Source organism: Kitasatospora sp. NPDC001119 (genome assembly GCF_053598475.1).
This window is the reverse complement of the sequence record NZ_JBSFKI010000002.1, coordinates 137,719-158,592: the sequence shown is the minus strand read 5'-3', so window position 1 is coordinate 158,592 and position 20,874 is coordinate 137,719. Positions and strand designations below refer to the sequence as shown.

The 20,874-nt window shown below is 73.5% G+C and carries 21 protein-coding genes; 10 read left to right on the top strand and 11 right to left on the bottom strand.

Going from position 1 to position 20,874, the window contains the following annotated elements; genetic code table 11:
• Window positions 1–312: 312 nt before the first annotated feature.
• Window positions 313–1,794, top strand: coding sequence for a globin domain-containing protein (locus tag ACWDD9_RS03100; RefSeq protein WP_449810664.1), 1,482 nt, complete (start codon window positions 313–315; stop codon window positions 1,792–1,794).
• Here ACWDD9_RS03100 and ACWDD9_RS03095 read toward each other — a convergent pair whose 3' ends face one another.
• The gene (locus ACWDD9_RS03095) at window positions 1,795–2,337 is read right to left on the bottom strand and encodes an NUDIX domain-containing protein (protein ID WP_049653246.1); all 543 of its coding nucleotides are present in this window, start codon (window positions 2,335–2,337) and stop codon (window positions 1,795–1,797) included. It lies immediately after the preceding gene.
• A gap of 238 nt (window positions 2,338–2,575) precedes the next feature.
• Between ACWDD9_RS03095 and ACWDD9_RS03090 the strand changes: the two genes are divergently transcribed.
• Window positions 2,576–3,469 carry an IclR family transcriptional regulator gene (locus ACWDD9_RS03090; protein WP_117488791.1) on the top strand — a complete coding sequence of 298 codons (894 nt, stop codon included), beginning with the start codon at window positions 2,576–2,578 and terminating at the stop codon, window positions 3,467–3,469.
• A 197-nt stretch (window positions 3,470–3,666) separates the two neighbouring features.
• Window positions 3,667–4,092, top strand: a complete 426-nt coding sequence (locus ACWDD9_RS03085; RefSeq protein WP_049653243.1) for an SsgA family sporulation/cell division regulator — start codon at window positions 3,667–3,669, stop codon at window positions 4,090–4,092.
• 96 nt (window positions 4,093–4,188) lie between these two features.
• On the opposite strand, the gene ACWDD9_RS03080 is transcribed toward ACWDD9_RS03085, so the two are convergent.
• Window positions 4,189–4,569: a phage holin family protein gene (locus tag ACWDD9_RS03080; RefSeq protein WP_049653241.1), complete on the bottom strand. Its 381-nt coding sequence runs from the start codon at window positions 4,567–4,569 to the stop codon at window positions 4,189–4,191.
• Window positions 4,570–4,732: 163 nt separating this feature from the next.
• Here ACWDD9_RS03080 and tenA point away from each other — a divergent pair, with 163 nt between their 5' ends.
• Window positions 4,733–5,404, top strand: coding sequence for a thiaminase II (gene tenA / locus ACWDD9_RS03075; RefSeq protein WP_049653239.1), 672 nt, complete (start codon window positions 4,733–4,735; stop codon window positions 5,402–5,404).
• Between the two features lie 62 nt (window positions 5,405–5,466).
• On the opposite strand, the gene ACWDD9_RS03070 is transcribed toward tenA, so the two are convergent.
• Together ACWDD9_RS03070 and ACWDD9_RS03065 are read right to left on the bottom strand one after the other, a co-directional pair.
• Window positions 5,467–6,783, bottom strand: a complete 1,317-nt coding sequence (locus ACWDD9_RS03070) for a hypothetical protein (protein WP_449810663.1) — start codon at window positions 6,781–6,783, stop codon at window positions 5,467–5,469.
• A gap of 196 nt (window positions 6,784–6,979) precedes the next feature.
• Window positions 6,980–8,287, bottom strand: coding sequence for a hypothetical protein (locus ACWDD9_RS03065; protein ID WP_416876056.1), 1,308 nt, complete (start codon window positions 8,285–8,287; stop codon window positions 6,980–6,982).
• Window positions 8,288–8,549: 262 nt separating this feature from the next.
• On the opposite strand from ACWDD9_RS03065, the gene ACWDD9_RS03060 reads away from it, so the two are divergent.
• A complete protein-coding gene (locus ACWDD9_RS03060; RefSeq protein WP_049653234.1) occupies window positions 8,550–8,750 on the top strand; it encodes a DUF5326 family protein in 201 nt (66 codons plus the stop codon).
• A gap of 87 nt (window positions 8,751–8,837) precedes the next feature.
• On the opposite strand, the gene ACWDD9_RS03055 is transcribed toward ACWDD9_RS03060, so the two are convergent.
• A complete protein-coding gene (locus ACWDD9_RS03055) occupies window positions 8,838–11,333 on the bottom strand; it encodes a PKD domain-containing protein (RefSeq protein ID WP_449810662.1) in 2,496 nt (831 codons plus the stop codon).
• A 367-nt stretch (window positions 11,334–11,700) separates the two neighbouring features.
• On the opposite strand from ACWDD9_RS03055, the gene thiC reads away from it, so the two are divergent.
• Complete coding sequence (gene thiC / locus ACWDD9_RS03050; protein WP_375876532.1) at window positions 11,701–13,515, top strand: phosphomethylpyrimidine synthase ThiC; 1,815 nt, start codon at window positions 11,701–11,703, stop codon at window positions 13,513–13,515.
• Window positions 13,516–13,573: 58 nt separating this feature from the next.
• Here thiC and ACWDD9_RS03045 read toward each other — a convergent pair whose 3' ends face one another.
• Both ACWDD9_RS03045 and ACWDD9_RS03040 read right to left on the bottom strand, forming a co-directional pair.
• Window positions 13,574–14,005: an SRPBCC family protein gene (locus ACWDD9_RS03045; protein ID WP_449810661.1), complete on the bottom strand. Its 432-nt coding sequence runs from the start codon at window positions 14,003–14,005 to the stop codon at window positions 13,574–13,576.
• A gap of 17 nt (window positions 14,006–14,022) precedes the next feature.
• Window positions 14,023–14,379 (bottom strand): VOC family protein, encoded by a 357-nt coding sequence (locus ACWDD9_RS03040; protein ID WP_449810660.1) that lies wholly within the window; start codon window positions 14,377–14,379, stop codon window positions 14,023–14,025.
• A gap of 113 nt (window positions 14,380–14,492) precedes the next feature.
• On the opposite strand from ACWDD9_RS03040, the gene ACWDD9_RS03035 reads away from it, so the two are divergent.
• Window positions 14,493–15,290: a helix-turn-helix domain-containing protein gene (locus ACWDD9_RS03035; RefSeq protein WP_449810659.1), complete on the top strand. Its 798-nt coding sequence runs from the start codon at window positions 14,493–14,495 to the stop codon at window positions 15,288–15,290.
• Window positions 15,291–15,305: 15 nt separating this feature from the next.
• On the opposite strand, the gene ACWDD9_RS03030 is transcribed toward ACWDD9_RS03035, so the two are convergent.
• The gene (locus tag ACWDD9_RS03030) at window positions 15,306–15,746 is read right to left on the bottom strand and encodes a CBS domain-containing protein (RefSeq protein WP_380740717.1); all 441 of its coding nucleotides are present in this window, start codon (window positions 15,744–15,746) and stop codon (window positions 15,306–15,308) included.
• Between the two features lie 307 nt (window positions 15,747–16,053).
• Between ACWDD9_RS03030 and ACWDD9_RS03025 the strand changes: the two genes are divergently transcribed.
• Both ACWDD9_RS03025 and ACWDD9_RS03020 read left to right on the top strand, forming a co-directional pair.
• Complete coding sequence (locus tag ACWDD9_RS03025; protein ID WP_375876529.1) at window positions 16,054–16,503, top strand: DUF5994 family protein; 450 nt, start codon at window positions 16,054–16,056, stop codon at window positions 16,501–16,503.
• A gap of 205 nt (window positions 16,504–16,708) precedes the next feature.
• A complete protein-coding gene (locus tag ACWDD9_RS03020) occupies window positions 16,709–17,146 on the top strand; it encodes an SRPBCC family protein (protein ID WP_049659222.1) in 438 nt (145 codons plus the stop codon).
• Window positions 17,147–17,237: 91 nt separating this feature from the next.
• Here the strand turns inward: ACWDD9_RS03020 and ACWDD9_RS03015 are convergent, their stop codons facing one another.
• Window positions 17,238–17,624 (bottom strand): VOC family protein, encoded by a 387-nt coding sequence (locus ACWDD9_RS03015; protein ID WP_449810658.1) that lies wholly within the window; start codon window positions 17,622–17,624, stop codon window positions 17,238–17,240.
• 134 nt (window positions 17,625–17,758) lie between these two features.
• On the opposite strand from ACWDD9_RS03015, the gene ACWDD9_RS03010 reads away from it, so the two are divergent.
• Window positions 17,759–18,682: a LysR family transcriptional regulator gene (locus ACWDD9_RS03010; RefSeq protein WP_449810657.1), complete on the top strand. Its 924-nt coding sequence runs from the start codon at window positions 17,759–17,761 to the stop codon at window positions 18,680–18,682.
• Window positions 18,683–18,703: 21 nt separating this feature from the next.
• Here the strand turns inward: ACWDD9_RS03010 and ACWDD9_RS03005 are convergent, their stop codons facing one another.
• Both ACWDD9_RS03005 and ACWDD9_RS03000 read right to left on the bottom strand, forming a co-directional pair.
• Window positions 18,704–19,264 carry a hypothetical protein gene (locus ACWDD9_RS03005; RefSeq protein WP_449810656.1) on the bottom strand — a complete coding sequence of 187 codons (561 nt, stop codon included), beginning with the start codon at window positions 19,262–19,264 and terminating at the stop codon, window positions 18,704–18,706.
• A 143-nt stretch (window positions 19,265–19,407) separates the two neighbouring features.
• Window positions 19,408–20,865 (bottom strand): alpha/beta hydrolase family protein, encoded by a 1,458-nt coding sequence (locus ACWDD9_RS03000; RefSeq protein WP_449810655.1) that lies wholly within the window; start codon window positions 20,863–20,865, stop codon window positions 19,408–19,410.
• Window positions 20,866–20,874: the final 9 nt, after the last annotated feature.

Sequence of the window (20,874 nt, the reverse complement as noted above, 5' to 3'; positions counted from 1 at the left end):
CGGTCGGTCGGTCGGGCCGTGCCACGCTGCCTTGGCGCCAGTAGCGACAAGCCAGGTGGTGGCGCAGGCCGGCCGGAGGGCGAAACGATTCTCTTGGGTACTCGAAACGTAGCGGTGAAGTCCCGCGGAACAGTCCTGGTCCGTACCGGGCACGGCTCGGCGGGGGTCTCGTCCGTCCCGGGCCTGCGGCAGTCCGCGCCCGACGGGGGCCCGTCGCGGGAGGCGGTCGCCCGGCCGCCGGTGCCCCTGGACCCGCCTGCGCCCCTGGCCCCGCCGGTGCGCCTGGACCCGCCTGCGCCCCTGGCCCCGCCGATGCCCGTGGCCCCGCCGGACCTGCCGCCGCTGGTGGCGGCGGAGGCACCGACGGAGGTGCTGCCGCCGGTGTCGCTGCTGGAGCCCGTCCGGCCGCCGCAACCGCCGTTCGTCCCGGCTCCGGCCCACGTCCACGTCCACGCCCCGGCTCCCGCCCCCGCCGCCGACTTCCGCCCGCTGTTCGCCGACGCTCCCGGCCTCAACCGGGTCGGCCCGGGCGACCGGTGGAGCGACGCCTGGGGCGTACGGACCCCCGCCGGGCAGCCCGCCGCCGCGCTCCCCGCCGCCGGGCAGGACCAGGCCACCGCCCGCCGGCCGCTCACCGCCCGGGAGGTCGGGCTGGTCCGGGCCGGCCTCGCCGCCGTCGAGCCGGTCGCCGACCGGGCCACCGCGCACTTCTTCGCGCTGCTCTTCCTGCGCCACCCCGAGCTCCGCTCGTCCTTCCCCGCCGCCATGGACGTCCACCGCGAGCGGCTGTTCCGCACCCTGCTGGCCGTGGTCCGCGAGCTCGACCGGCCGGCGGCCCTGCGCGCCACGCTGGCCGGGCTCGGCCGGTCCCACCGCCGGTACGGGGCGCTGGCCGGGCACTACGCCGTGGTGGAGGAGTGCCTGGTGGGAACGCTGGCCCGGTACGCGGGCGACCGCTGGGACGCCGAGGCCGAGTCGGCCTGGCGCCGCGCCTACCGGATGATCTCCTCGGCCATGATCGAGGCCGCCGAGGAGGACGCCCGCACCTCGCCGGCCTGGTGGCAGGGCGAGATCGTCCGGCACGAGCGCCGCACCCGGGGCGTCGCGGTGGTCACCGTCCGGCCGGACCAGGCCTACCCGTTCCGGGCCGGGCAGTACACCGCGCTGGAGACGCCCTGGTGGCCGCGGGTCTGGCGGCACTACTCCTTCGCCGGCGCGCCCCGCCCGGACGGGCTGCTGACCTTCCACGTCAAGGCCGTCCAGGCGGGCTGGGTGAGCAACGCGCTGGTCCACCGGGCCGCGCCCGGGGACGTGCTGCGGCTCGGCCCGGCGGCCGGCGCGATGACCGTGGACCACGCGGCCGGCCGGGACCTGCTCTGCCTCGGCGGCGGCACCGGGATCGCGCCGGTCCGCGCCCTGGTCGAGGAGGCCGCCGAGCACGGTGCGTCCGGCCGCCGGGTCGAGGTGTTCTACGGGGCCCGCCGGGCCGAGGAGCTGTACGCGCTGGACGGGCTGCGCGAACTGGCCGCTCGCCACCCCTGGTTGACGGTCCGTCCGGTGCTCTCCGGCGGCGGCCACGCCGGGGGCCCGCTGGGCGGCGAACTGCTGGCCGGCGGGCTGATGACCGGCGAACTGCCCGATGCGGTGGGCCGGTTCGGCCCGTGGACCGGTCGCGAGGCGGTGCTCAGCGGGCCGCCGGCGATGGTGCGCCGGGGCGTCGGGGTGCTGCTGCGGGCCGGGGTCCCGGCCGAGCTGATCCGGCACGACCCGGTCGGCGACCCGGCCGCCGTGTGATCACCCGAGGTCGGGGGCGAGGAGCGCCCGGATGCCCTCGATGTTGGCCGCCAGGTACGCCCGCAGCCGGGGCGGGACCACGTTGACCGAGGTGACGCCCTCGCGGGTGAACGGCAGCCGGACCACCTCGTACTCGCCGTTGGGGTCGGTCACCTCGGGCCCGTGCCGTCGGTCGAGGTCCATCGAGGCGAGCCGACAGACGAAGAAGTGCTGCACCTTGACCCCGTGCGGGTGCAGCGGGGTGCCGTCGTCATGGTGCGTGTGGCTGATGGTGTCGACGAAGGCGGGCACCACGTCCACGACCTTGCCGCCGAGCTCCTCGTCCACCTCGCGGTGCAGCGCCTCGACCACCGTCCGGTCCTCCCGCTCGACCCCGCCGCCGGGCGTGATCCAGTACGGGTGCGGCGAGTCCGGCCGGACCCGCCGGATCAGCACGATCGAGGCCGGGCCGTACGGATCGTCCGGGTCCAGCTCCAGCAGGATCGCCCGCGCGGTGCGCTTCACGACCGGGCGCGGTGGCGCGGTGCGGTTCTCGGGGCCCATGGCCACCTCCGGGACTGGCGCGTTGTGCGGAAGTCTCCCGCGCCGGGGGAGGAACGAAACCCGGGGAACGGGTCGAAACACGCCGGGAACGGGTCGAAACGCCGACCCGGTCGGGTGCATCCGTTCGGGGTCCCGCTGTGCTGCAATGAGCAGCTATCGGGCAAATCGGAGGTTTCGTTCCGCATGCCCGTTCTGGGCACGGACCTGTACGAGGGACTCGGGCTGGGGGTTGGGTGTCATGGATCGGATCGCACAGCCGTTCGAGAAGACGCAACCGTTCGAGACAGCACGACCGTTCGGGGAGCACCCGTTCGGAGAGCAACCGTTCGAGGCGGCACGACCGCTCGGGACCGCGCGGGAGGCCGGACCCGCCGCGCCGCGGCCGCCCGAGGTGGACCGCGGGCCCACCCTGATCGGCTCCGTCCAGCGGGCGCTGCGGCTGCTGGAGGCCGTCGGGGGCTTCCGGCGCGGCGCGACCGCCAAGCAGCTGGCCCGGGCCGCCGAACTGCCCCTCGGCACGGCCTACCACCTGCTGCGGACCCTGGCCCACGAGGGCTACCTGCGGCGCTCCGAGGGGCGCTTCTTCCACGGGGAGGCGCTCGACGGCATAGCCCGCTCCCGCGGCCGGTGCGGCGACCCCGACCTGCGGACGCGGATGCGGTCCTTACGGGACGAGCTCGGCGCCGCGGTCTACTTCGCGCTGTACCGGGACGGCGAGGTCCACGTGGTGGACGTGGCCGAGGACCCGAACCGCCCGGCCGTCGAGCCCTGGGCGGACTTCCGGGCCACCGCCCACGCGCACGCCATCGGCCAGTGCCTGCTCGGCCAGCTGCCCGAGGAGGAGCGCCGCGACCACCTCGCCCGCCACCCGCCGGCCGGGCTCACCCCGTCGACCCTCACCGGCGAGACCGCGGTGCTGCGCCGGCTCGCCTCGCTGCGGCCGACCATGCCGGTGCTGGAGCGTCAGGAGTACGCGCTCGGCACGGTCTGCGCGGCCGTCCCGATCACCATCGGCCCGGTGGTCGCCACGATGGCCCTGTCGCTCCCGGTCGAGCGGGCCGACCGGCTGGTCTCCGTCGCGTGCCAACTGCGGCGCGGGGTCGGGGCGATGAGTCCGTCGTTCATCTTCTGACACCACTTGGTCTGGACCTGCTCCGGCTCGTTCACCATTTGAAAAAGCACGCCTTGTCCACTACATCCCCAAACATGGACGATGATGATCGAACGTGGATTGGTTGCATAAACCGTCACAAAAACCGTCGAAAACATGTCCGCCGCCATCGGACCAAGCGAACCGACGGCGCGGGCAGAACGAGAGGTACTGGCGCCATGCAGCACAGCACAGTCCAGGGTCACCTGGTGATGAACCTCGTGGTCTCGCACGAGCTCTCCTTCCGCCTCCCGGTGGACCTGGCGTACGAGGCCGACGACCCGTACGCCGTCCGGCTCACCTTCCACCTGCCCGGCGACGCCCCGGTCACCTGGTACTTCGCGCGGGAGCTGCTGCTCGACGGGATCAGCGGACCGGCGGGCGAGGGCGACGTGCACATCCGCCCGGTCGGCGACGAGCTCTCGGAGGTCCGCATCGTGCTGCACTCCCCCGACGGGGACGCCCTGCTGTGCGCCTCGTCCGCGCCGCTGATCGCCTTCCTGGCGCGGACCGACCGGCTGGTGCCGATGGGGCAGGAGTTCTCCGGGCGGGACATCGACGCCCAGCTCGCGGACCTGCTCAAGGGGCGTGAGAACGCGGGGTGATCGCCCCGGCCGCGGTCGCACAGGAACGGCGAAGGGGCCCGTACCCGGTGGCAACACCCGGGTGCGGGCCCCTTTCGGCCGTCCGCACGGCACCGGTCAGTCGTCGTCCAGGGCCAGGTGCAGGCCCCACGCGACCAGGCTGATGATCAGTGAACCGACCAGCGCCGAGCCGAAGTTGGTCACGTGGAAGTCCAGGCTCAGCTTCCCGGAGGCCCAGGAGGTGAGCAGGAGCATCAGGGCGTTGATCACGAAGGTGATCAGTCCCAGCGTGAGGATGAACAGCGGGAACGAGAACAGCTTGACCACCGGCTTGATCAGCCAGTTCACCACGCCGAACACGACGGCGACGCCGAGCACCGTCAGCGCCTTGTGCTGCCAGTCGGCCTTGCCCTGGGCGAGTTGGATGCCGCTGACGATCCAGGCGGCGACCCAGATGGCCGCCGCGTTGATCAGTGTCTTGATGAGGAAACCCTTCATGCCGCCCAAGCCTGACAGGAACCACCCTCCCGGCGGAACCACCACACGGCGGGGTCGTGCTGAATGCCCCTGGTCCGGGAGGTGGACGGACGGGCCCGGGGACGAGGGCGGACGGCGGCACGCTGGCCGGAGGACCAGCCGCCCCGGCGGTTAGGGTCGCGTCATGAGCACCAAGACGCTGACCGAAGAACTCTGGGCGGCCATCGAGCCGGTGTACGCCGAGATCCTCGCCCACCCCTTCCTGGCCGGGCTCACCGACGGCACCCTGCCGCGCGAGGCCTTCCGCCACTTCGTCGTCCAGGACTCGCACTACCTGCGCGACTACGCCCGCGCGCTCGCCGTCTGCGCCGCCAAGGCGCCCGGCGAGGAGGACGTCCGGGCCTTCGCCGACGACGCGGTCGGCGCGCTGGCCGCCGAGCAGGGCATGCACGCCGAGTTCCTGACCGCCTTCGGCGGCAGCGCCGAGGAGGCCGCCGCCGAGCCGGTGCTGCCCACCACCCGGGCCTACACCAGCTACCTGCTGGCCACCGTCTACGGCGGCTCCTTCGCCGAGGCGCTCGGCGCGGTGCTGCCCTGCTACTGGATCTACGCCCGGGTCGGCGAGGCGCTGCTCGCCCAGGGCTCGCCCGACCCGCTGTACGCCAAGTGGATCTCCACCTACGGCGACGAGGCCTTCCAGTCGGTGGTCCGCCGGGTGCTGGCGCTCACCGACCGGCTGGGCGAGGAGCTGTCCGCGGCCGAACGCCGGAAGGTGGTCGGGCACTTCGTGACCACCTCGCGCTACGAGTGGATGTTCTGGGACGCCGCCTGGCGCGGCGAGCGCTGGCCGGTCTGAGCCGTCCGGGAACGTCCGCCCGCCGTCCGGGACGCCCCGGGCGACGGGCGGACGGTGCCTGGTCAGCCGGTGACGTAGTAGCCGTTCACGTCGGCGACGAGGTCCAGGTCGGCCCCGTGGTTGTAGACGGCGTAGGTGCCCGTGCTTTCGAGCACCTCGGCGGTCGCCGAGTTGGAGGTGGTCTGCCCCCGCACCACGTTGACGGTGGAGGTGCCCGTCTGCAGGTTCGGTTCGCGGGTCACCGCGAGGTAGCCGTCGGCGAGGACGTTGGTGGCCGTGATGTTGGCTTCGACGGCGAAGGCGTTCGGTACGGAGCCGTCGGTGGGGACGGCCTGGATCATCCGGGTGCCCGACCCCGGCACCGGTCCGCCGCCGAGCCGGGAGTCGAGGCTCCGCACCGGTGTCCTGAGCGCGCTGTACCGGCCCTTGCCGGACGGTCCGTAGTAGCCGACGATGTCGACCACGACGTGCACCGGGCCGACGTGGTTGTAGAGGTTGATCCTGCCGTCCTGGCCGACCGGCACCACGACGCGGTTCGCGACCGTCGAGCCCGCCGGGAAGTTGACGTTCGAGCCGGCGTCGGGCCGGGGTTCCCCGGCCGGGTACGCGGTCAGGAAGCCGTCCCGGTAGCCGTCGACCGCGGTGACGTTGAGGACCACCACGGTGGCGTCCGTGGTCCCCAGCTCGGTGCGGGCGACGTGGTAGCTGCGCACCGAGTCGGTGTCGATCCGGCCGGTGGTGTCGCGGCGGCTGTCGGCGATCCGGCTCGGGTACAGCGGGCGGAACGTGTCGGTCGCCGCGGTCCGGAAGTAGCCGACCACGTCGAGGACGACGTCGGTGGTGCCCGCGTTGTTGTAGAGGGTGAGCCACGGGACGTCGTGGCTGACCGGGCCGGTCGCGACCGTGACCAGGTTCGAGACGGTCTGGCCGGGCCTGAAGTTGATGCTGGAGGTGGCGGGCTTGGTGCCCGGCGCGCCGGGGGCGGAGCCGAGCGTGACGAAGCCGTCGGCGGTCGGGTCGGTCACGGTCACGTTGACCACCACGGCCGTGGCATCGGTCGGGACGACGCCGAAGCACTCCTGCCGCGGGGGGTTGAGGCAGCCCGTGGCGATCGGGGTCGAGAAGTACTCGCCGGCCCGCAGCGGCCGCGCGGTGCGGGTCTCCGGGACCTTGCTGTCGTCGCGGGTGTCCAGGACCCGGATCGGGGACATCCCGACGTACCCGGCCGGTGCGGTGACGTCGGGTGCGGCCGTGGCGGCGGCCGGGGCGGTGACAGGTGCCGCGGCGGGTGCGGCGGTCGCCGGGACGGCGGCGAGGGCCGGGGCGGTGAGGACGAGCGCCGCCAGGGCGGCGAGGGACATGGCTGTTCTGGCCCGCATGATCGGATCCCCCCGGGGGTCGACGGTGCTGGACGGGCTTGCTTCCAGTACTGGTTGGACGCATCGGGCCGCCCGGGGTTGTGCCCCTCCGGCGGAATTCCCGGCGGGGTGCCCGGACGCCGCTCGTCGCGGGCCCCGCCCGGCCCGCCGACCCGGGTGCTCCGGGGCCGGCGGGCCGGGCGGGATCGTGGCCGGCTCAGCCGGTGACGTAGTAGCCGTTCACATCGGCGATGAGGTCCAGCCCGAACCCGTGGTTGAAGACGGAGAACCTGCCCTCGGGGGTCACCGCGGTGGTCGCCGAGTTGGAGGTGTCCCGCGCCGCCCTCACGTTGAGGGTGGAGGTGTTCGGCGCCTGGCCGGGCCCGGGGAAGACGGTGAGGTGGCCGTCCGCGAGGACGTTGGTGGCCGTCACGTTCGTCTCGACCCCCATGGCGTTCGGCACGGAGCCGTCGGTGGGGACGGCCTGGACCTGCACGGTCGACCCGGTGGCCACCGAGTAGCCGTTCCGGGTGTCCAAGGCCCGCACCGGGTTCTTGAGCGCGCTGAACAGGCCCTTTCCGGACGGTCCGTAGTAGCCGACGACGTCGACGATGACGTGCACCCAGCCGGCGTGGTTGTAGAGGTTGATCCTCCCGTCGGGCCCGACCGGCACCACGACGCGGTTCGAAACCGTCGTGCCCGCCGGGAAGTTGACGTTCGAGCCGTTGGTGGGCCGGATCGTCCCGGTCGGGTACGCGGTCAGGAAGCTGTCCCAGGTGCCCTCCGTCGCGGTGACGTTGAGGATCACCGAGGTGGCGTCCGCGGTCCCCAGCTCGGGGCTGGCGACCAGGTACGAGCGCATCTCGTCGCCGCGGAGCCGGCCGGCGGTGCCGTTGTCGCGGCTGTCGGCGATCCGGGTGGGGGTCAGGGGGCCGTACTTGTCGGTCGCCGTGGGGTTGTAGTAGCCGACCACGTCGAGCACCACGTGGGCGGTGCCCGCGTTGTTGTACAGGGTGAGCCACGGGACGAAGCGGTTGACCGGGCCGGTCGCGACCGTGACCAGGTTGGAGATGGTCTGGCCGGCCCTGAAGTTGATGCTGGAGGTGGCGGGCTTGGTGCCCGGCGTGCCGGGGGTGCCGCTGACCGTCACGAAGCTGTCGGCGGTCGGGTCGGTCACGGTCACGTTGACCACCACGGCCGTGGCGTCGGCCGGGATGACGCCGTAGCACTCCTGCGGGGGGTGGTTGTGGCAGCCCGTGGCGATCGGGGTCGAGTAGTACTCGCCCTCCTGGACCGGCCAGACGCTGTGGGTCGCCGGGTTGCCCGCGCGGGTGTCCAGGATCCGGGTCGGGGCCATCCCGACGAATCCGGCCGGTGCGGTGGCGCCGGGGGCTGTGCCGGCGGCAGCGGTGGCGGCCGCCGGGGCGGTGGCCGGGGCGGCGGTCGCGGGCACCGCGGCGAGGGCCGCGACGGTGAGGCTGAGCGCCGCGAGAGCGGCGGTGGACATGGCTGTGCTGGCCCGCATGGGTCGGGTTCCCCCCTGGTAGACGGCGCCGGGAGGGCATGGTCCCGGCACTAGGTAGGACGTTCCGGAAGGCCGGGGGTTGTGCCGCGTCGGAGGAATTCTCGGGGGTCACCCGGGGGGTCGGGATCGGGGGGATCTCGGGGTTCTCTCCGGGCCGTTGGGCCTCGTTCCGGCACTCGCGCCACCGTACGATCGAAGTACCGAAAGCAAGCGGGATGCGGCACCGGACGGCGGCCGACCCGAGGGGAGAAGAGGAACCGACATGGCTGAGCTCTGGAAGTCGCTGCCCTCCTGGGTGCGCAACATCGTCATCCCGGTGCTGGTCCTGGTGCTGGCCTGGAACATCGTCGCCTTCGTGTTCGGCGTCGTCGGCGCACTGCTCTCGATCGTGATCAAGCTGCTGGTGGTGGTCGGTATCGCGGCCGCCGTGGTGGTCCTGGTGAAGAAGGCGGCCAAGAGCTGACCGGCCGCCCCGACCGCCGCCCTGAGGCCCGGCCCCCCGCGAGACGGGGAGCCGGGCCTCTGGCGTTCTCCGGTGTCCGGAGTGCTGCTACTGGTTGCGGTAGTAGCCGAAGAGGTCGGCGATGACCTGGGTGGTGCCGGCGTGGTTGGCGATGTCGAACCGGCCTCCGTCGTCGACCGGGACGGTGGTGTGGTTGGAGACGTCCAGCCCCGGGCTGGCGTTCAGGTTGCTGGTGTCGGGCTGGGGCGTCCCGGACGCCCACGCGGTGAGGTGGGTGGCCCCGGTGGTGCCGGTCGCCGTCAGGTTGACCACCGCGGCGGTCGCGCCGGAGGGCACGCCCCGGACCTGCTGGGTGGAGAACGGGGTGAAGGTGACGTTGCCCCGCGAGTCGAGCAGACGGGTCGGGGGGACCGGGGTGAACAGGCCCTTGCCGTCCGGGCCGTAGTAGCCGAAGACGTCGACCACGAGGTGCGAACTGGAGGCGTTGGTGAAGAGCTCGACGCTGCCGTCCGCGCCCAGCGGGACCACCACCTGGTTGGGGATGTTCCGGCCCGGGGCGGTGTTGAGGTTGGAGCCGGCCGCGGGGCGCTGGGTTCCGCCGGGGTAGACGGTGACGAAGCCCGCCGAGGCGGACTCGGTGGCGGTCACGTTGAGCACCGCCGAGGTGGCGCCCGCCGGGACGCCGCCGGCGCCGGCCACCTGGAGCCGTCGGGGGGTGCCTCCGGTCAGCGGGGTGGCGTCGGAGCGGGTGTCGAGCAGCCGGGCCGGGGCGACGGAGGTGAAGCGGTCGGGGCTGCCGGCCGTGAAGTAGCCGAGGACGTCGGCGACGGTGTGCACGTAGCCCGCGTTGTTGCGCACCACCACCCTGCCGTCCGGGCCGATCGGCACGGTCACCAGGTTGGCGACGTCCTGGCCGGGGCCGAAGTTCACGTTCGAGGTGGTCGGCCGGGCGGCGGCGGACGGGTAGACGTCCAGGTGGCTGTCGGCGGTGCCCTCGGTGGCGGTCAGGTTGAGCACGACGGCCGTGGCGCCCGGGGGCACCAGGGTGCCGGCCGAGCCGGAGACGCGGTTGCGCAGGTCCAGATCGATGGTCTCGCCGGGGCCGAGCCGCGGGTAGCGGCCGCCCGGCTGGCGGGAGTCCAGGATGCGGGTCGGCGCGATCGCGGTGTAGCCGGCCGGGGTGTAGTCGACCTTCCTCCACTGCACATCCGTCCGGCTGGCGCCGAACTCGTCGGTGGTCGTGAGCTGCACCCGGTAGTCGCCGGGCTTGGCGTACACGTGACGCACGGTGGGGCGGTTCGGCCCCGACGCGGTGGTGCCGTCGCCGAAGTCGTAGGAGTAGTCGGTGATCCGCGACGGGACGACGGGGTTGGCGTCGACCGTGACGGCCAGCGGGTCGGAGCCGGTCTCCGGGGTCACCTTGAGGTCGGTCTTGAAGGAGCCGACGACCTCGTACGCGCCGCGGTCGCGGAAACCGCCGTTCGGGCCGGTGTTGGGGACGTCCGGGTGGTCCGTCGCGCCGTGGCCGAGCAGGTCGACGGCCGAGACGCCGGGCACCTCGGGGCCGGCGGAGTCGATCACGCCGTTGGGCAGCCAGCCGAGGGCGGCCACCGGCATCGAGTACCCCCACAGGTCGGGGTCGAACTGCACGCTGACGTTGAGGTCGTGGCCGCCCTGGCCGGTCGCGGCCTTCAGGTTCTCGGCCCACTGGTACTTGGTGCCACCCCACTCGTAGGTGGGGATGTGGCCGAGCCCGGGGGGCTGGATGGTGTTGTAGTCGAGGACGGTGCCCTCGGTCGAGCCGGCCGACACCCGGACGACGGACATGTCGGCGAGGTTGTTCGTGATCGTCGCGTGGTGGGACGCGCCGGCCAAGTCGAAGGCGGTCGACACCGACCACTGGAACCGCACCGTGTTGTGGGTGATGACGGTGTTCGGCGCGTCGGTCAGCGACACGGCCGACCCGAACGTGGAGTTGAAGTCGTTGCCGGCGATCACTGTCCCGGAGATGCCCGGCCCGACCTTCACGCCGCCGCTGGCCAGACTGACGATCGAGCGCTCGACCCGGACGTGGTCGCTGGCGCCGGTGACGTTGACGGCCGGCCGGAGGACGTCGCCGTTCGGCTGCTCGATCAGGTTTCCGGAGAGCTCGACCCGGCTGACCCCGTCGAGTTCGAAGTGGGTCACGTCGAAGCCGGAGAAGACGACGTCGTGCTGGCCGGAAATCCGCACCGCCTGCTTCTGCGGACCGGTGATGACCGGAAGGGTCTTCTTCAGGGCGAGGCGGCCGGCGCCGCGGAAGGTGATCGGCCTGCCGGGCTCGCCGGAGCGCCGGACGGTCAGGTCCTCGGCGTAGGTGCCCGACGCGACCTCCACGGTCTGGCCCGGCAGCACCTGGTCGGCGGCGGCCTGGACGGTGCAGAACGGAACCGCCCGGGTGCCCGGACCGCTGTTCGAGCAGGCGGAGTTGGAGCCTTCGACGTACAGGACTGCGGCCGGTTCGGCCGCCACCGCGGGCAGTGGCAGGCCCACCACGGCGGAGACCACGGCGGCGCTCAGGCCGGCCGCGTGACGGATGCGCACGGAGTACTTCCCCCAAGAATCGTCAGAGCCGCGACACCCCGGGCCGGTCGCCCGCACGGAGGGGCCGTGCGCGACCCGGTGGAGTGCCTGCGGAGCATTCGTGAGCATTATGAGGGTGCGTTCGGACACTTTCGGCCACTGGGGTGCCGTCGAAGCGGACCCGCCGCCGGCCCGTGAGGCGCTCTGGACCTGCGGCGATCCGCTCGCTACGGTGTTGGGCGTCGTGTGCAGGCAACACCGCCTGCGACGCGGGAGCTCGGAGCACCGGGCTGAGAGGACGCTGACCGGGACGTCGACGGACGGACCGACGGCTGCGTCGACCGCAGGAACCTGACCGGGTAATGCCGGCGTAGGGAGTAGAGGTCAGATGACCACGTTCGAAGCACAGCCGCAGTCTGTCCGGAGCGCCCCCAGCAGCGAGCGCACCGGCTACCCGACCCCGGCCTGGCACAAGGCCTACCGCGAGGGATCGCGCCCCGACCTGCGCGTCCCGTACCGCGAGGTGCGGCTCACCAACGGCGGGACCGTCCCGCTGTACGACACCTCCGGCCCGTACACCGACCCGTCGTACGAGCCCGACGTGCGGCGCGGCCTGCCCGCGCTGCGGGACCCCTGGATCCGCCAGCGCGGCGACGTCGAGGAGTACGACGGCCGCGAGTCGCGCCCCGAGGACGACGGGATCAAGCACACCTCGCCGCGCGGCGGGAACCTGCGCAACCTGGACGCCGTCTTCCCCGGCCGCCCGCGCCGTCCGCTGCGCGGCCGCGGTGGTGCCGCCGTCACCCAACTCGCCTACGCCAAGCGGGGCGTGGTGACGCCCGAGATGGAGTTCGTGGCGCTGCGCGAGGGCCTGGCGCCCGAGTTCGTGCGGGCCGAGGTGGCCCGCGGCCGGGCCGTCATCCCGGTCAACGTGAACCACCCCGAGGTGGAGCCGGCCGTCATCGGCACCAACTTCCTGGTGAAGATCAACGCCAACATCGGCAACTCGGCCGTCACCTCCTCGATCGAGGAGGAGGTGGAGAAGATGACCTGGGCCACCCGCTGGGGCGCCGACACCGTCATGGACCTCTCCACCGGCCGCAACATCCACACCACCCGCGAGTGGATCCTGCGCAACTCCCCCGTGCCGATCGGCACCGTGCCGCTGTACCAGGCCCTGGAGAAGGTGGACGGCCGCGCCGAGGAGCTGAGTTGGGAGGTGTACCGGGACACCATCGTCGAGCAGTGCGAGCAGGGCGTCGACTACATGACCGTCCACGCCGGCGTGCTGCTGCGCTACGTCCCGCTCACCGCGCGCCGCAAGACCGGCATCGTCTCGCGCGGCGGCTCGATCATGGCGGCCTGGTGCCTGGCCCACCATCAGGAGAACTTCCTCTACACCAACTTCGAGGAGCTCTGCTCCATCCTCGCCTCCTACGACGTCACCTTCTCGCTCGGTGACGGCCTGCGTCCGGGCTCGATCGCGGACGCCAACGACGAGGCGCAGTTCGCCGAGCTGAAGACCCTCGGCGAGCTCGGCCGGATCGCCCGCGAGCGGGACGTCCAGGTGATGATCGAGGGCCCGGGCCACGTCCCGATGAACAAGATCCGGGAGAACATGGATCTCCAGAAGGAGATCTGCGACGAGGCGCCGTTCTACACCCTCGGCCCGCTGACCACGGACGTCGCCCCCGGCTACGACCACATCACCTCGGGCATCGGCGCCGCGATGATCGCCTGGTGGGGCACCGCGATGCTCTGCTACGTGACCCCCAAGGAGCACCTGGGCCTGCCCAACCGGGACGACGTCAAGACCGGCGTGATCACCTACAAGATCGCTGCCCACGCCGCCGACCTGGCCAAGGGCCACCCCGGCGCCCAGGCCTGGGACGACGCCCTCTCCGACGCCCGCTTCGAGTTCCGCTGGGAGGACCAGTTCAACCTGGCCCTCGACCCGGAGACCGCCCGCGACTTCCACGACGAGACCCTCCCCGCCGAGCCCGCCAAGACCGCGCACTTCTGCTCGATGTGCGGCCCGAAGTTCTGCTCGATGAAGATCTCCCAGAAGATCCGCGACGAGCACGGCGACGGATCCACCGCCGTCTCCAGCGAGTTCGACGCCGAGGCGCTGGCCGGCATGGCCGAGAAGTCCGCCGAGTTCGCGGCCCAGGGCAACAAGGTCTACCTCCCGCTGGTGGACTGACCCGGGACGCCGGAGCGCCGCCCCGATCAGCTCGGGGCGGCGCTTTCGCGGTCCTCCGCTACCTCCCGGCGTCGGGGCCGGCGATCGGTGCGGCGGCCTCCAGCGTGCGGCGGATCACCGCCGAACCGTGCTCGACGGACTCGGCGATCGGTGCGGCCAGGGCCTCGGGTAGGACGTCGGTGTGCCACACGAACCTCGTCCGGCCGCCGGCCTCCGGAAGGGCCTGCATGGACGCGTGGTGGTGGGACGGGTGGAGGCTGCCGCCGACGACCGTGTAGGCGACCCGCATCGCCTCGTGGTCGAGGTCGACGAGCCGTTCGAGCACGATCGTGCCGTCGGCGAAGGTGACGGTGCGCGTGTCCGAGCTCAGCCGGGTGTCGGTGACGAACCCGGGTGCCAGCCGCTCGTGCACCGCGCCGTAGTCGCTGAGCACCGACCACACCGCTTCGGGGCGGGCGTCGATGACGAGTTCCTTGTGGATCGAGGCCATGGGTGGTCGACTCCTCGTCAGGCCGAAGCGATGCAGAACAGGTGGCCCTCGGGGTCGGCGAGAACGGTCCAATCGCCTTCGCCGGGCTGGAAATCCGGCCTGGTCGCCCCCGCCGCGAGCAGCTCCTGCACCGCGGCCTCGGGATCGGCGACGGCGAAGTCGAGGTGGGCGTGCTTCGCGGCGTCGGGCCAGCCGGGCCCCCGGTAGCCGGCGACCCGCTGGAAGGCCAACCGGACCGGCCCCGCGCCGAGTTGGACGAAGTCGTCGTCGGCCTGCCCGAGGTCCCAGCCGGTGACCTGGCGGTAGAACCCGGCGAGGGCCCGGGGGTCGGCGCAGTCGATGGTGATCGCGGTGAGCTCCGCGTGGACGGCCATGGATGGCTCCCTTCCTGTCGTCACGTGGGCCCCAGCATCCGGGGTGACGGCACCGGAGGTCTTGAAGATCCTTGCGGGCCGTCCTGTCGTACCCGGCGGGTACCGTCCGCGGCATGCTGTCCGCATCGACCCTCGCCGCCCGGCCGGAGTTCACCGTGACCGTGGTGGGGTGCCGCTCCGACCACACCCGGTGGTCGCGGCCGGAGAGCCGCGACGACCACCGCCTGGTGCTGGTGCGACGCGGCAGGTTCCGGCGGTCGGCCGACGGCACCGACACCGATCTGGACGCGACCACGGCCTACCTGGGCGCGCCCGGCGAGCAGGAGCGCTTCGCGCACCCGGCCGGCGGCGACGTCTGCACGTCGGTCAGGTTCGAGCCCTCCCTGCTCGGGCGCCCGCCCGCCGCGACGACGGTGTACGTCGACGCGCGCGTCGACCTCGCCCACCGCCGTCTGGTCGCCGCCGCGGGCACCGGCGACATCGACTACGCGCTGGCGGAGGAACTGCTCCGCCTCGTCGCGGCCGCTGTCGGTGAGCCGACCGCCCGCTCCCGGCGGGCAGGCCGGCCGGCCGACCGGGCGCTGGCCGCGGCGGCGCGCGAGGCGATCATCGAGGAGGCCCCGGAGGCCGGTGGGCTCTGCGCGCTGGCCGCGCTGCTGGAGGTGTCGCCCTACCGGCTGAGCCGGGTGTTCTCCAGGGAGACGGGCGTCTCGCTGACCCGCTACCGCAACCGCGTACGCGTCACCCGGGCCATGGACCGGATCGTCGAGGGCGAACCCGGCCTCGCCGCCCTGGCGGCCCAGCTCGGCTTCGCCGACCAGGCGCACCTGACCCGCGTCGTCCGCGAGCACGTGGGGCACACACCCACGGCACTGCGCCGGCTGCTCGCCCCGGGCCCGGGCCCGTCATGAGCCGGCGGGGCGGGGTCACGCGGGCACGGTGACGACCAGGTCGGGGGCGAGCAGGCCGGCGGCGCGGTCCGCGGTCAGCGCGCCGAGGATGTAGCCGTCCTCGTCGACGACGGGCCAGACCGCGAGGTGCTTGACCCGCATGGCGATCGCGGCCAGGGCCAGGCCCATGGTCGGCCAGGCGAACGGGCCTCGCTGGTGGGTGGTCGAGCTGATCGCGGTCCGCTCGGCGTACCAGGAGCGGGTGAGGAACGGATGGAGTCCGGTGCGGGTGACCAGCCCCTCGCAGCGGCCGTCGTGGCCGCGGACGAGCAGGTAGTCGAGGTGGGCGCCGCGGAGGACGTCGTCGGCCTGGTCGACGGTGCTGTCGTCGGCTATCTGGTAGTCGCAGGGGTCCATGGCATCGGCGACCGTGAGGCCGTGGCAGGGTCGTGCGGGCTGGGGCGAGTGAGTGGTCACGGCGTTCACCGCTTCCCGTCTCCGGCCGCCCGCCGGAGCGGGGCCTGCCGGGCTGTCCTTCACCCAGAACGAAGCCGGAACGGGACCGGGATGCGGGTTGCCCTGGATGTCTCCGAGGCTACTCCCCGGGCGGACGGGGCGGCGGGCGGTGCGCGGGACGGGGCGGAGAGCGGGGCGGCGGTCGGCCCGGGGGAGGCCGTGGCGGAGTAGCGTGGGAGGCAGCCAAGGACATTCCGCACACCGGCATCAGCGTCGACGTCGCCCTGGGTCATGACGGGTCCCTCGTGGACCGGACGGGCGGCCTCAGATGATGCCGATCCCCCTCCCCAACCCTTCGCCCACCGGGCCGTGGACGGTGCCCGGTGCGCCGCTGCTGCCGCGCCTGGAGCTGGAGCCGACGCAGTCGCGGGAGGGTGTCTTCGACGGGGCCTGGTGGCCCCGCTCGAACCAGGTCAGCACCGAACTGCCGGACCTGATCACCGCGCTCGGCGCCCACTTCGGGCGCATCCTCCGGGTCGGCCTCGACACCTCGGCGTGGGACGGTGTGCCCCGGTCCGTGATGGCGAACGGCCTGATGATCAGGATCAACTGGTTCCCGGGCAGCGACGCGACGATCAGCGTCACCCGGGGCCTCCAGGACCACTTCCTGCTGCTGGTGGTGCCGCCCGGCACCGACCCGACGACGGCCGCCTCGGCGATGGCCGGCGCCTCCGCGACCGGGAACCACACCCCGGCGGCGGAACTCCTGCTCGGCTGACGGCCGTCGGCGCTGCGCGGGCAGCGGGCAGCGGGCAGCGGGCAGCGGGCAGCGGGCACCGGCTCCGGGTCAGGCTCAGGAGAGCTCGTCGGAAGAGCTCCGGAGAACTCGTCGGAAAAACTTTCGCGGGGAGCGATGAGTTCTCGGGGCGGTCCCGGTCTACCCCTGTGCAAGCGACAGACGTGACCACGGAGGAGATTCCGAGATGACCGAGAACCTGGGCGAGCTGACCATCACCCGCGAGCTGCCGGGCGCCCCCGCCGCCGCGTTCGAGGCGTACTTCGAGCCGGAGCAGTTCGTCCGCTTTTGGGGTCCGGTCGGCACCCACGTGCCGCTGGACACCGTGACCATCGAGGCGAAGGAGGGCGGGCGCTACGACAGCACCATGGTGGTCGACGAGACCGGCGACCGGTACCCGTTGAAGGCGGAGATCACCGAGATCCGGGCGGGCGAGTTCTTCGCGATGGTGGAGGAGGGCTCGGGCATGCGGTCCACCCTCACCTTCACCGGGCTCGACGAGGGCCGCACCCGGGTGGTGCTGCACCAGACCGGGGTGCCGGAGATGTACCGCGGCCCGGAGGCCGAGGCGGGGCTGAACTCCAGCTTCGACCGGCTGGTCGAGCACCTCGCCGGCCGGAGCTGACCCGGCGGCCGGCCGCGTGCCGTCCCGGCCCGGTGCACGGGCCGGGGGCGGCGCCGCTCGGCGGTCGGCGCCCTTCGGCGGTCGGCGCCGCTCAGCGGTCGGTGTCCTGGGGGTACCAGCGGAGTTCGACGGTGTTGCCGTCCGGGTCCTGGACGTAGACGGAGGTCGCGGTGCCGCGGGCGCCGTAGCGGGGGACGGGGCCTTCGAGGACGGTGAAGGTGCCGGCGTCGATGACCTCCTGCCAGTCGAGGGGCTCGACGGTGAGGCAGAAGTGGTCGACGTTGGACTCGTGCCGGGGGCGGTGGACCAGGTCGATGATGGTCTCGGCGCCGACCCGGACGGACGGGAACGGCGCCCGGCCGGCCCGCCACTCGTCGACCCGGACGGGGGCGAGGCTGAGCTGGCCGGAGTAGAAGGCCAGCGAACGCTCGACGTCGGCGACGTTGAGGACCAGGTGGTCGAAGGCTACGACGCGCATGGGTGATCGGCTCCGCTCGGGTGCGACTGCTGGGGACGGGTTCCACGATCCTCCTGGCCGGAGGCCTGATCAACGCGTGATCGTCGTACGATCGTTGAGCCGCATTCAACGATCGAGGGGCGGGCGGGGCCGGGATGCTGGAGCGGCTGGAGATCGAGGTCGTCCTCGCGCTCGCCGAGGAGCTGCACTTCGGGCGGACCGCCGAGCGGCTGCACCTGACCACGGGGCGGGTCAGCCAGGTGGTGCGGAAACTGGAGCGCCGGATCGGCGCGCAGCTGTTCGACCGCACCAGCCGGTCGGTCCGACTCACCGCGGTGGGGCGGCAGTTGGCCGAGGACCTGGTGCCGGTGGTAGCGGCGACGGAGGCGGCGCTGCGCCGGGCGGAGGACGCCGCCCGGGGCGTCACCGGGGAGCTCCGGGTGGCGTTCCTCGGGGAGTGGACGGCGCCCGTGCTGCTCAAGGCGGCCGCGCTGTTCGGCGAGCGGTACCCGGACTGCCGGGTGGACGTGCGCGAGGTGCAGCTGTCCAACTCCCGGTCGAGCCTGGAGGACGGCTCGGTCGACGTCCTGATCGCCTCCTACCCGTTCGACGGCATGGCCCGCGGGCCGGTGCTGCTGACCGAGCGGCGGGTCCTCGCGGTGGCGGCCGGGCACCCGTTGGCCGCGGAGCGGTCGGTGTCGGTCGAGGTGCTCGCCGACCACCCGGTGGTGCAGTACCCGGCCGTCACCTCGGCGGGCTTCAAGCGCGACCGCACCCCCGACCGCACCCCGTCCGGCCGTCCGGTGCCCAAGGGCCCGTCCGGCGGCACCTTCTCCGAGCTGCTCAGCCTGGTCGCGATGGGCCGCGGCGTCCTCCCGGTCGGCGAGCACTCCCGCCACTACTACCCGCGCCCGGACGTCGCGTACGTGCCGATCCACGACGCGCCCCCGATCGAGCGCGGCCCGGTCTGGCTGGAGAGCAACACCACCGCCCGGGTCCGCGCCTTCGTCCGGGCGGCGACGGACGTCGTCGCGGAGCGGCCCGGGGGCGCGCCGCTCCGCGCGCCGGCGACGGACTGACCGCGCCCGCCCCGAAGCGGTTCAACTCGCCCTGCGCCGACGGTAGTAGTGCACGGTGAGCACGGCGAGGAGCGGACCCCAGGCGGCCAGCGGCAGGTAGCCGATCCAGAACACGACGGTCTGCCAGCCGTGGGTGACGACCCCGCCCCGGTCGCCCCGGACGGTCAGGCCGAGCGAGAACATCACCATCGCGTACGGGAAGACCATCAGCACCGCAGAGCCCAGTCCGGCCGGCACGACGGCGGCGAGCACCGGGACCGGGCGGCCGCCGAGGAGGGGGATCCAGCGCGGCCACACCTCGCCCCAGCGGGCGACCAGGCCGAAGCAGAGGAGGGCCAGCGCCTCGCTGACCACGCTGAGCGCGAGGATGTAAGCCCAGCCTCCGTCGAACGGGGCGGGGTCCCGCTCCGGTGGTGTCGGGCCGTGGTCGAGCAGCGGCAGGCCGACGATGAAGCCGCCGATCCGCCAGAGGCAGGAGGGCAGGACGGCCAGGGTGATCGCGTACCCGGTGCGGACCGCCCAGCGGGGCACGCCCGGTGCGGGGGTGCCGTGCAGTCGTGCCGCGATCGTCCGTGCGCCCATGGTTCCGCCTCCCGACCCGGGCGGACGCGGTCCGTCCGCCACCGGCTCCGACCCTCCCGGAGCGGGCCGGCCGGGGCGTCCTCATCCGGGCCGAACCCGCTCCCCCGGGCGAGGGAGCGGGCCGTTGCCCCGATGGCGGGGGGTCAGGGCAGCAGCAGTCCCCAGGACAGGGCCCAGGGCAGGAACACCAGCCCGGCCAGCAGCAGGGCGCCCAGCCGCGCCCGGTCGGCCAGGGAGGCGGCGGTCAGGGCGGCCCGCTCCCGCCGGGCACCGGCCGCGGCGACGGCGGCCGCCCCGAGGGCGAACAGCGCGAGCAGCTGGACGGCCAGCCAGACCACCGGGCGGCCGAACAGGACCGGGCCGGTGAACATCGCGGCGGTGAGCATCAGGAAGAGCAGGTAGCCGAGGGCGCCCAGGAGGGCGGCCGTTCCGGCGAGGGCGGCCCAGCGGGCGGCCCGGGGCAGGGCGGCCGGGCGCGGCCGGCGGCGCAGGCGGCGGACGGCGCCGCTCAGCGCGTAGCCCGCGAAGCCGGTCAGGCAGAGCAGGGTGGCGACGACCTCGAACCAGGTGGACTCGTACCAGGGGAGCGGGTCGAGCGCGAGGCTGCGGGTGTCCTGGTGCGGGGCCGGGTCGGCGGAGGCGGCGGGGAGGCCGGTGGCGAGCCGCTGGATCCAGGCGGACTCGGTCCCGGCGTAGTCGGCGGGGAGCAGGTCGGGCCGGTCGTAGCCGTCGTCCCGGGTCAGGTGCAGGTTGTGCCGGACGTCGGGGACGGTCCGCAGCGTGTAGTGGGTGTTGCCGCCGCGGTCGAGGGCCCGGCGGATGATCGTCGCGCTCTCCTCGGGGGCGGCCTCGCGGTCGAGCGTGCCCCACTCGGCCAGGACGGGCTGCCGGACCCGCTCCCACACCGGCACCGGGTCGTAGTCGGCCTCCGGGAAGAGCCCGGCCGCCGAGAGCAGGCGGACGGAGGTGTCCGAGAGGGCGGTGACCAGCGAGCCGGAGACGCCGGCGTGGCGCAGGTAGCCCCGGTACGCCCAGGCCTGCTGGCGGGCCGGGGTGAGGCCGACGGCCCCGACGGTGACCAGGTACGCAGCCTCGGTGGTGCGGGTGGCGGCGAGCGAGGCCACCCAGGCGCCCTCGGACAGGCCCCACAGGCCGACCCGGTCCGGGGCGACCTCCGGCCGGGCGCGCAGCAGCCGGACGGCGGCCAGGGCGTCGTCGGCCAGCTGCCCGTAGTCCCGGTGGGTCGTCGAGTAGCCGTCGGTGCGCTTGTCGAAGACGAGGACGGTGACGCCGTGCCGCGCGTACGACTCGGCGGCGGCCCGCAGCTCGGCGAGCGGGCCCGGGCCGGCCCCGGGGAGCATGACCAGTCCCGGGCCGGGGGTGCCGGCCTTCGCGCCGGGCGCGGCCAGCACCAGGCCGTGCAGGACGGTGCCGCCGGCGCCGGTGAAGTCGACCGGGCTGGGGACCGGACCGCCCGCCGCCTCGGCTGCGGCTGCTTCGGCTCCGACGCCGGGGAGCAGCCCCAGCAGGGCCGCCAGCAGGGCGGTGACCAGCAGCAGGGCCGGTCCGGTTCGGGCCGGTCGGACGGGTCCGGTGCGCATCGCTGGTCT

Bases quoted from the DNA above. Each gene is read 5' to 3' on its own strand.
- ACWDD9_RS03100 (WP_449810664.1), top strand. From the start codon at position 313: ATGCCCGTGGCCCCGCCGGACCTGCCGCCGCTGGTGGCGGCGGAGGCA.
- ACWDD9_RS03035 (WP_449810659.1), top strand. From the start codon at position 14,493: ATGCTGTCCGCATCGACCCTCGCCGCCCGGCCGGAGTTCACCGTGACC.
- ACWDD9_RS03060 (WP_049653234.1), top strand. From the start codon at position 8,550: ATGGCTGAGCTCTGGAAGTCGCTGCCCTCCTGGGTGCGCAACATCGTC.
- ACWDD9_RS03025 (WP_375876529.1), top strand. From the start codon at position 16,054: ATGATGCCGATCCCCCTCCCCAACCCTTCGCCCACCGGGCCGTGGACG.
- ACWDD9_RS03080 (WP_049653241.1), bottom strand. From the start codon at position 4,569: ATGAAGGGTTTCCTCATCAAGACACTGATCAACGCGGCGGCCATCTGG.
- ACWDD9_RS03070 (WP_449810663.1), bottom strand. From the start codon at position 6,783: ATGCGGGCCAGAACAGCCATGTCCCTCGCCGCCCTGGCGGCGCTCGTC.
- ACWDD9_RS03020 (WP_049659222.1), top strand. From the start codon at position 16,709: ATGACCGAGAACCTGGGCGAGCTGACCATCACCCGCGAGCTGCCGGGC.
- ACWDD9_RS03005 (WP_449810656.1), bottom strand. From the start codon at position 19,264: ATGGGCGCACGGACGATCGCGGCACGACTGCACGGCACCCCCGCACCG.
- ACWDD9_RS03090 (WP_117488791.1), top strand. From the start codon at position 2,576: ATGGATCGGATCGCACAGCCGTTCGAGAAGACGCAACCGTTCGAGACA.
- ACWDD9_RS03000 (WP_449810655.1), bottom strand. From the start codon at position 20,865: ATGCGCACCGGACCCGTCCGACCGGCCCGAACCGGACCGGCCCTGCTG.
- tenA (WP_049653239.1), top strand. From the start codon at position 4,733: ATGAGCACCAAGACGCTGACCGAAGAACTCTGGGCGGCCATCGAGCCG.
- ACWDD9_RS03015 (WP_449810658.1), bottom strand. From the start codon at position 17,624: ATGCGCGTCGTAGCCTTCGACCACCTGGTCCTCAACGTCGCCGACGTC.
- ACWDD9_RS03045 (WP_449810661.1), bottom strand. From the start codon at position 14,005: ATGGCCTCGATCCACAAGGAACTCGTCATCGACGCCCGCCCCGAAGCG.
- thiC (WP_375876532.1), top strand. From the start codon at position 11,701: ATGACCACGTTCGAAGCACAGCCGCAGTCTGTCCGGAGCGCCCCCAGC.
- ACWDD9_RS03095 (WP_049653246.1), bottom strand. From the start codon at position 2,337: ATGGGCCCCGAGAACCGCACCGCGCCACCGCGCCCGGTCGTGAAGCGC.
- ACWDD9_RS03065 (WP_416876056.1), bottom strand. From the start codon at position 8,287: ATGCGGGCCAGCACAGCCATGTCCACCGCCGCTCTCGCGGCGCTCAGC.
- ACWDD9_RS03010 (WP_449810657.1), top strand. From the start codon at position 17,759: ATGCTGGAGCGGCTGGAGATCGAGGTCGTCCTCGCGCTCGCCGAGGAG.
- ACWDD9_RS03040 (WP_449810660.1), bottom strand. From the start codon at position 14,379: ATGGCCGTCCACGCGGAGCTCACCGCGATCACCATCGACTGCGCCGAC.
- ACWDD9_RS03085 (WP_049653243.1), top strand. From the start codon at position 3,667: ATGCAGCACAGCACAGTCCAGGGTCACCTGGTGATGAACCTCGTGGTC.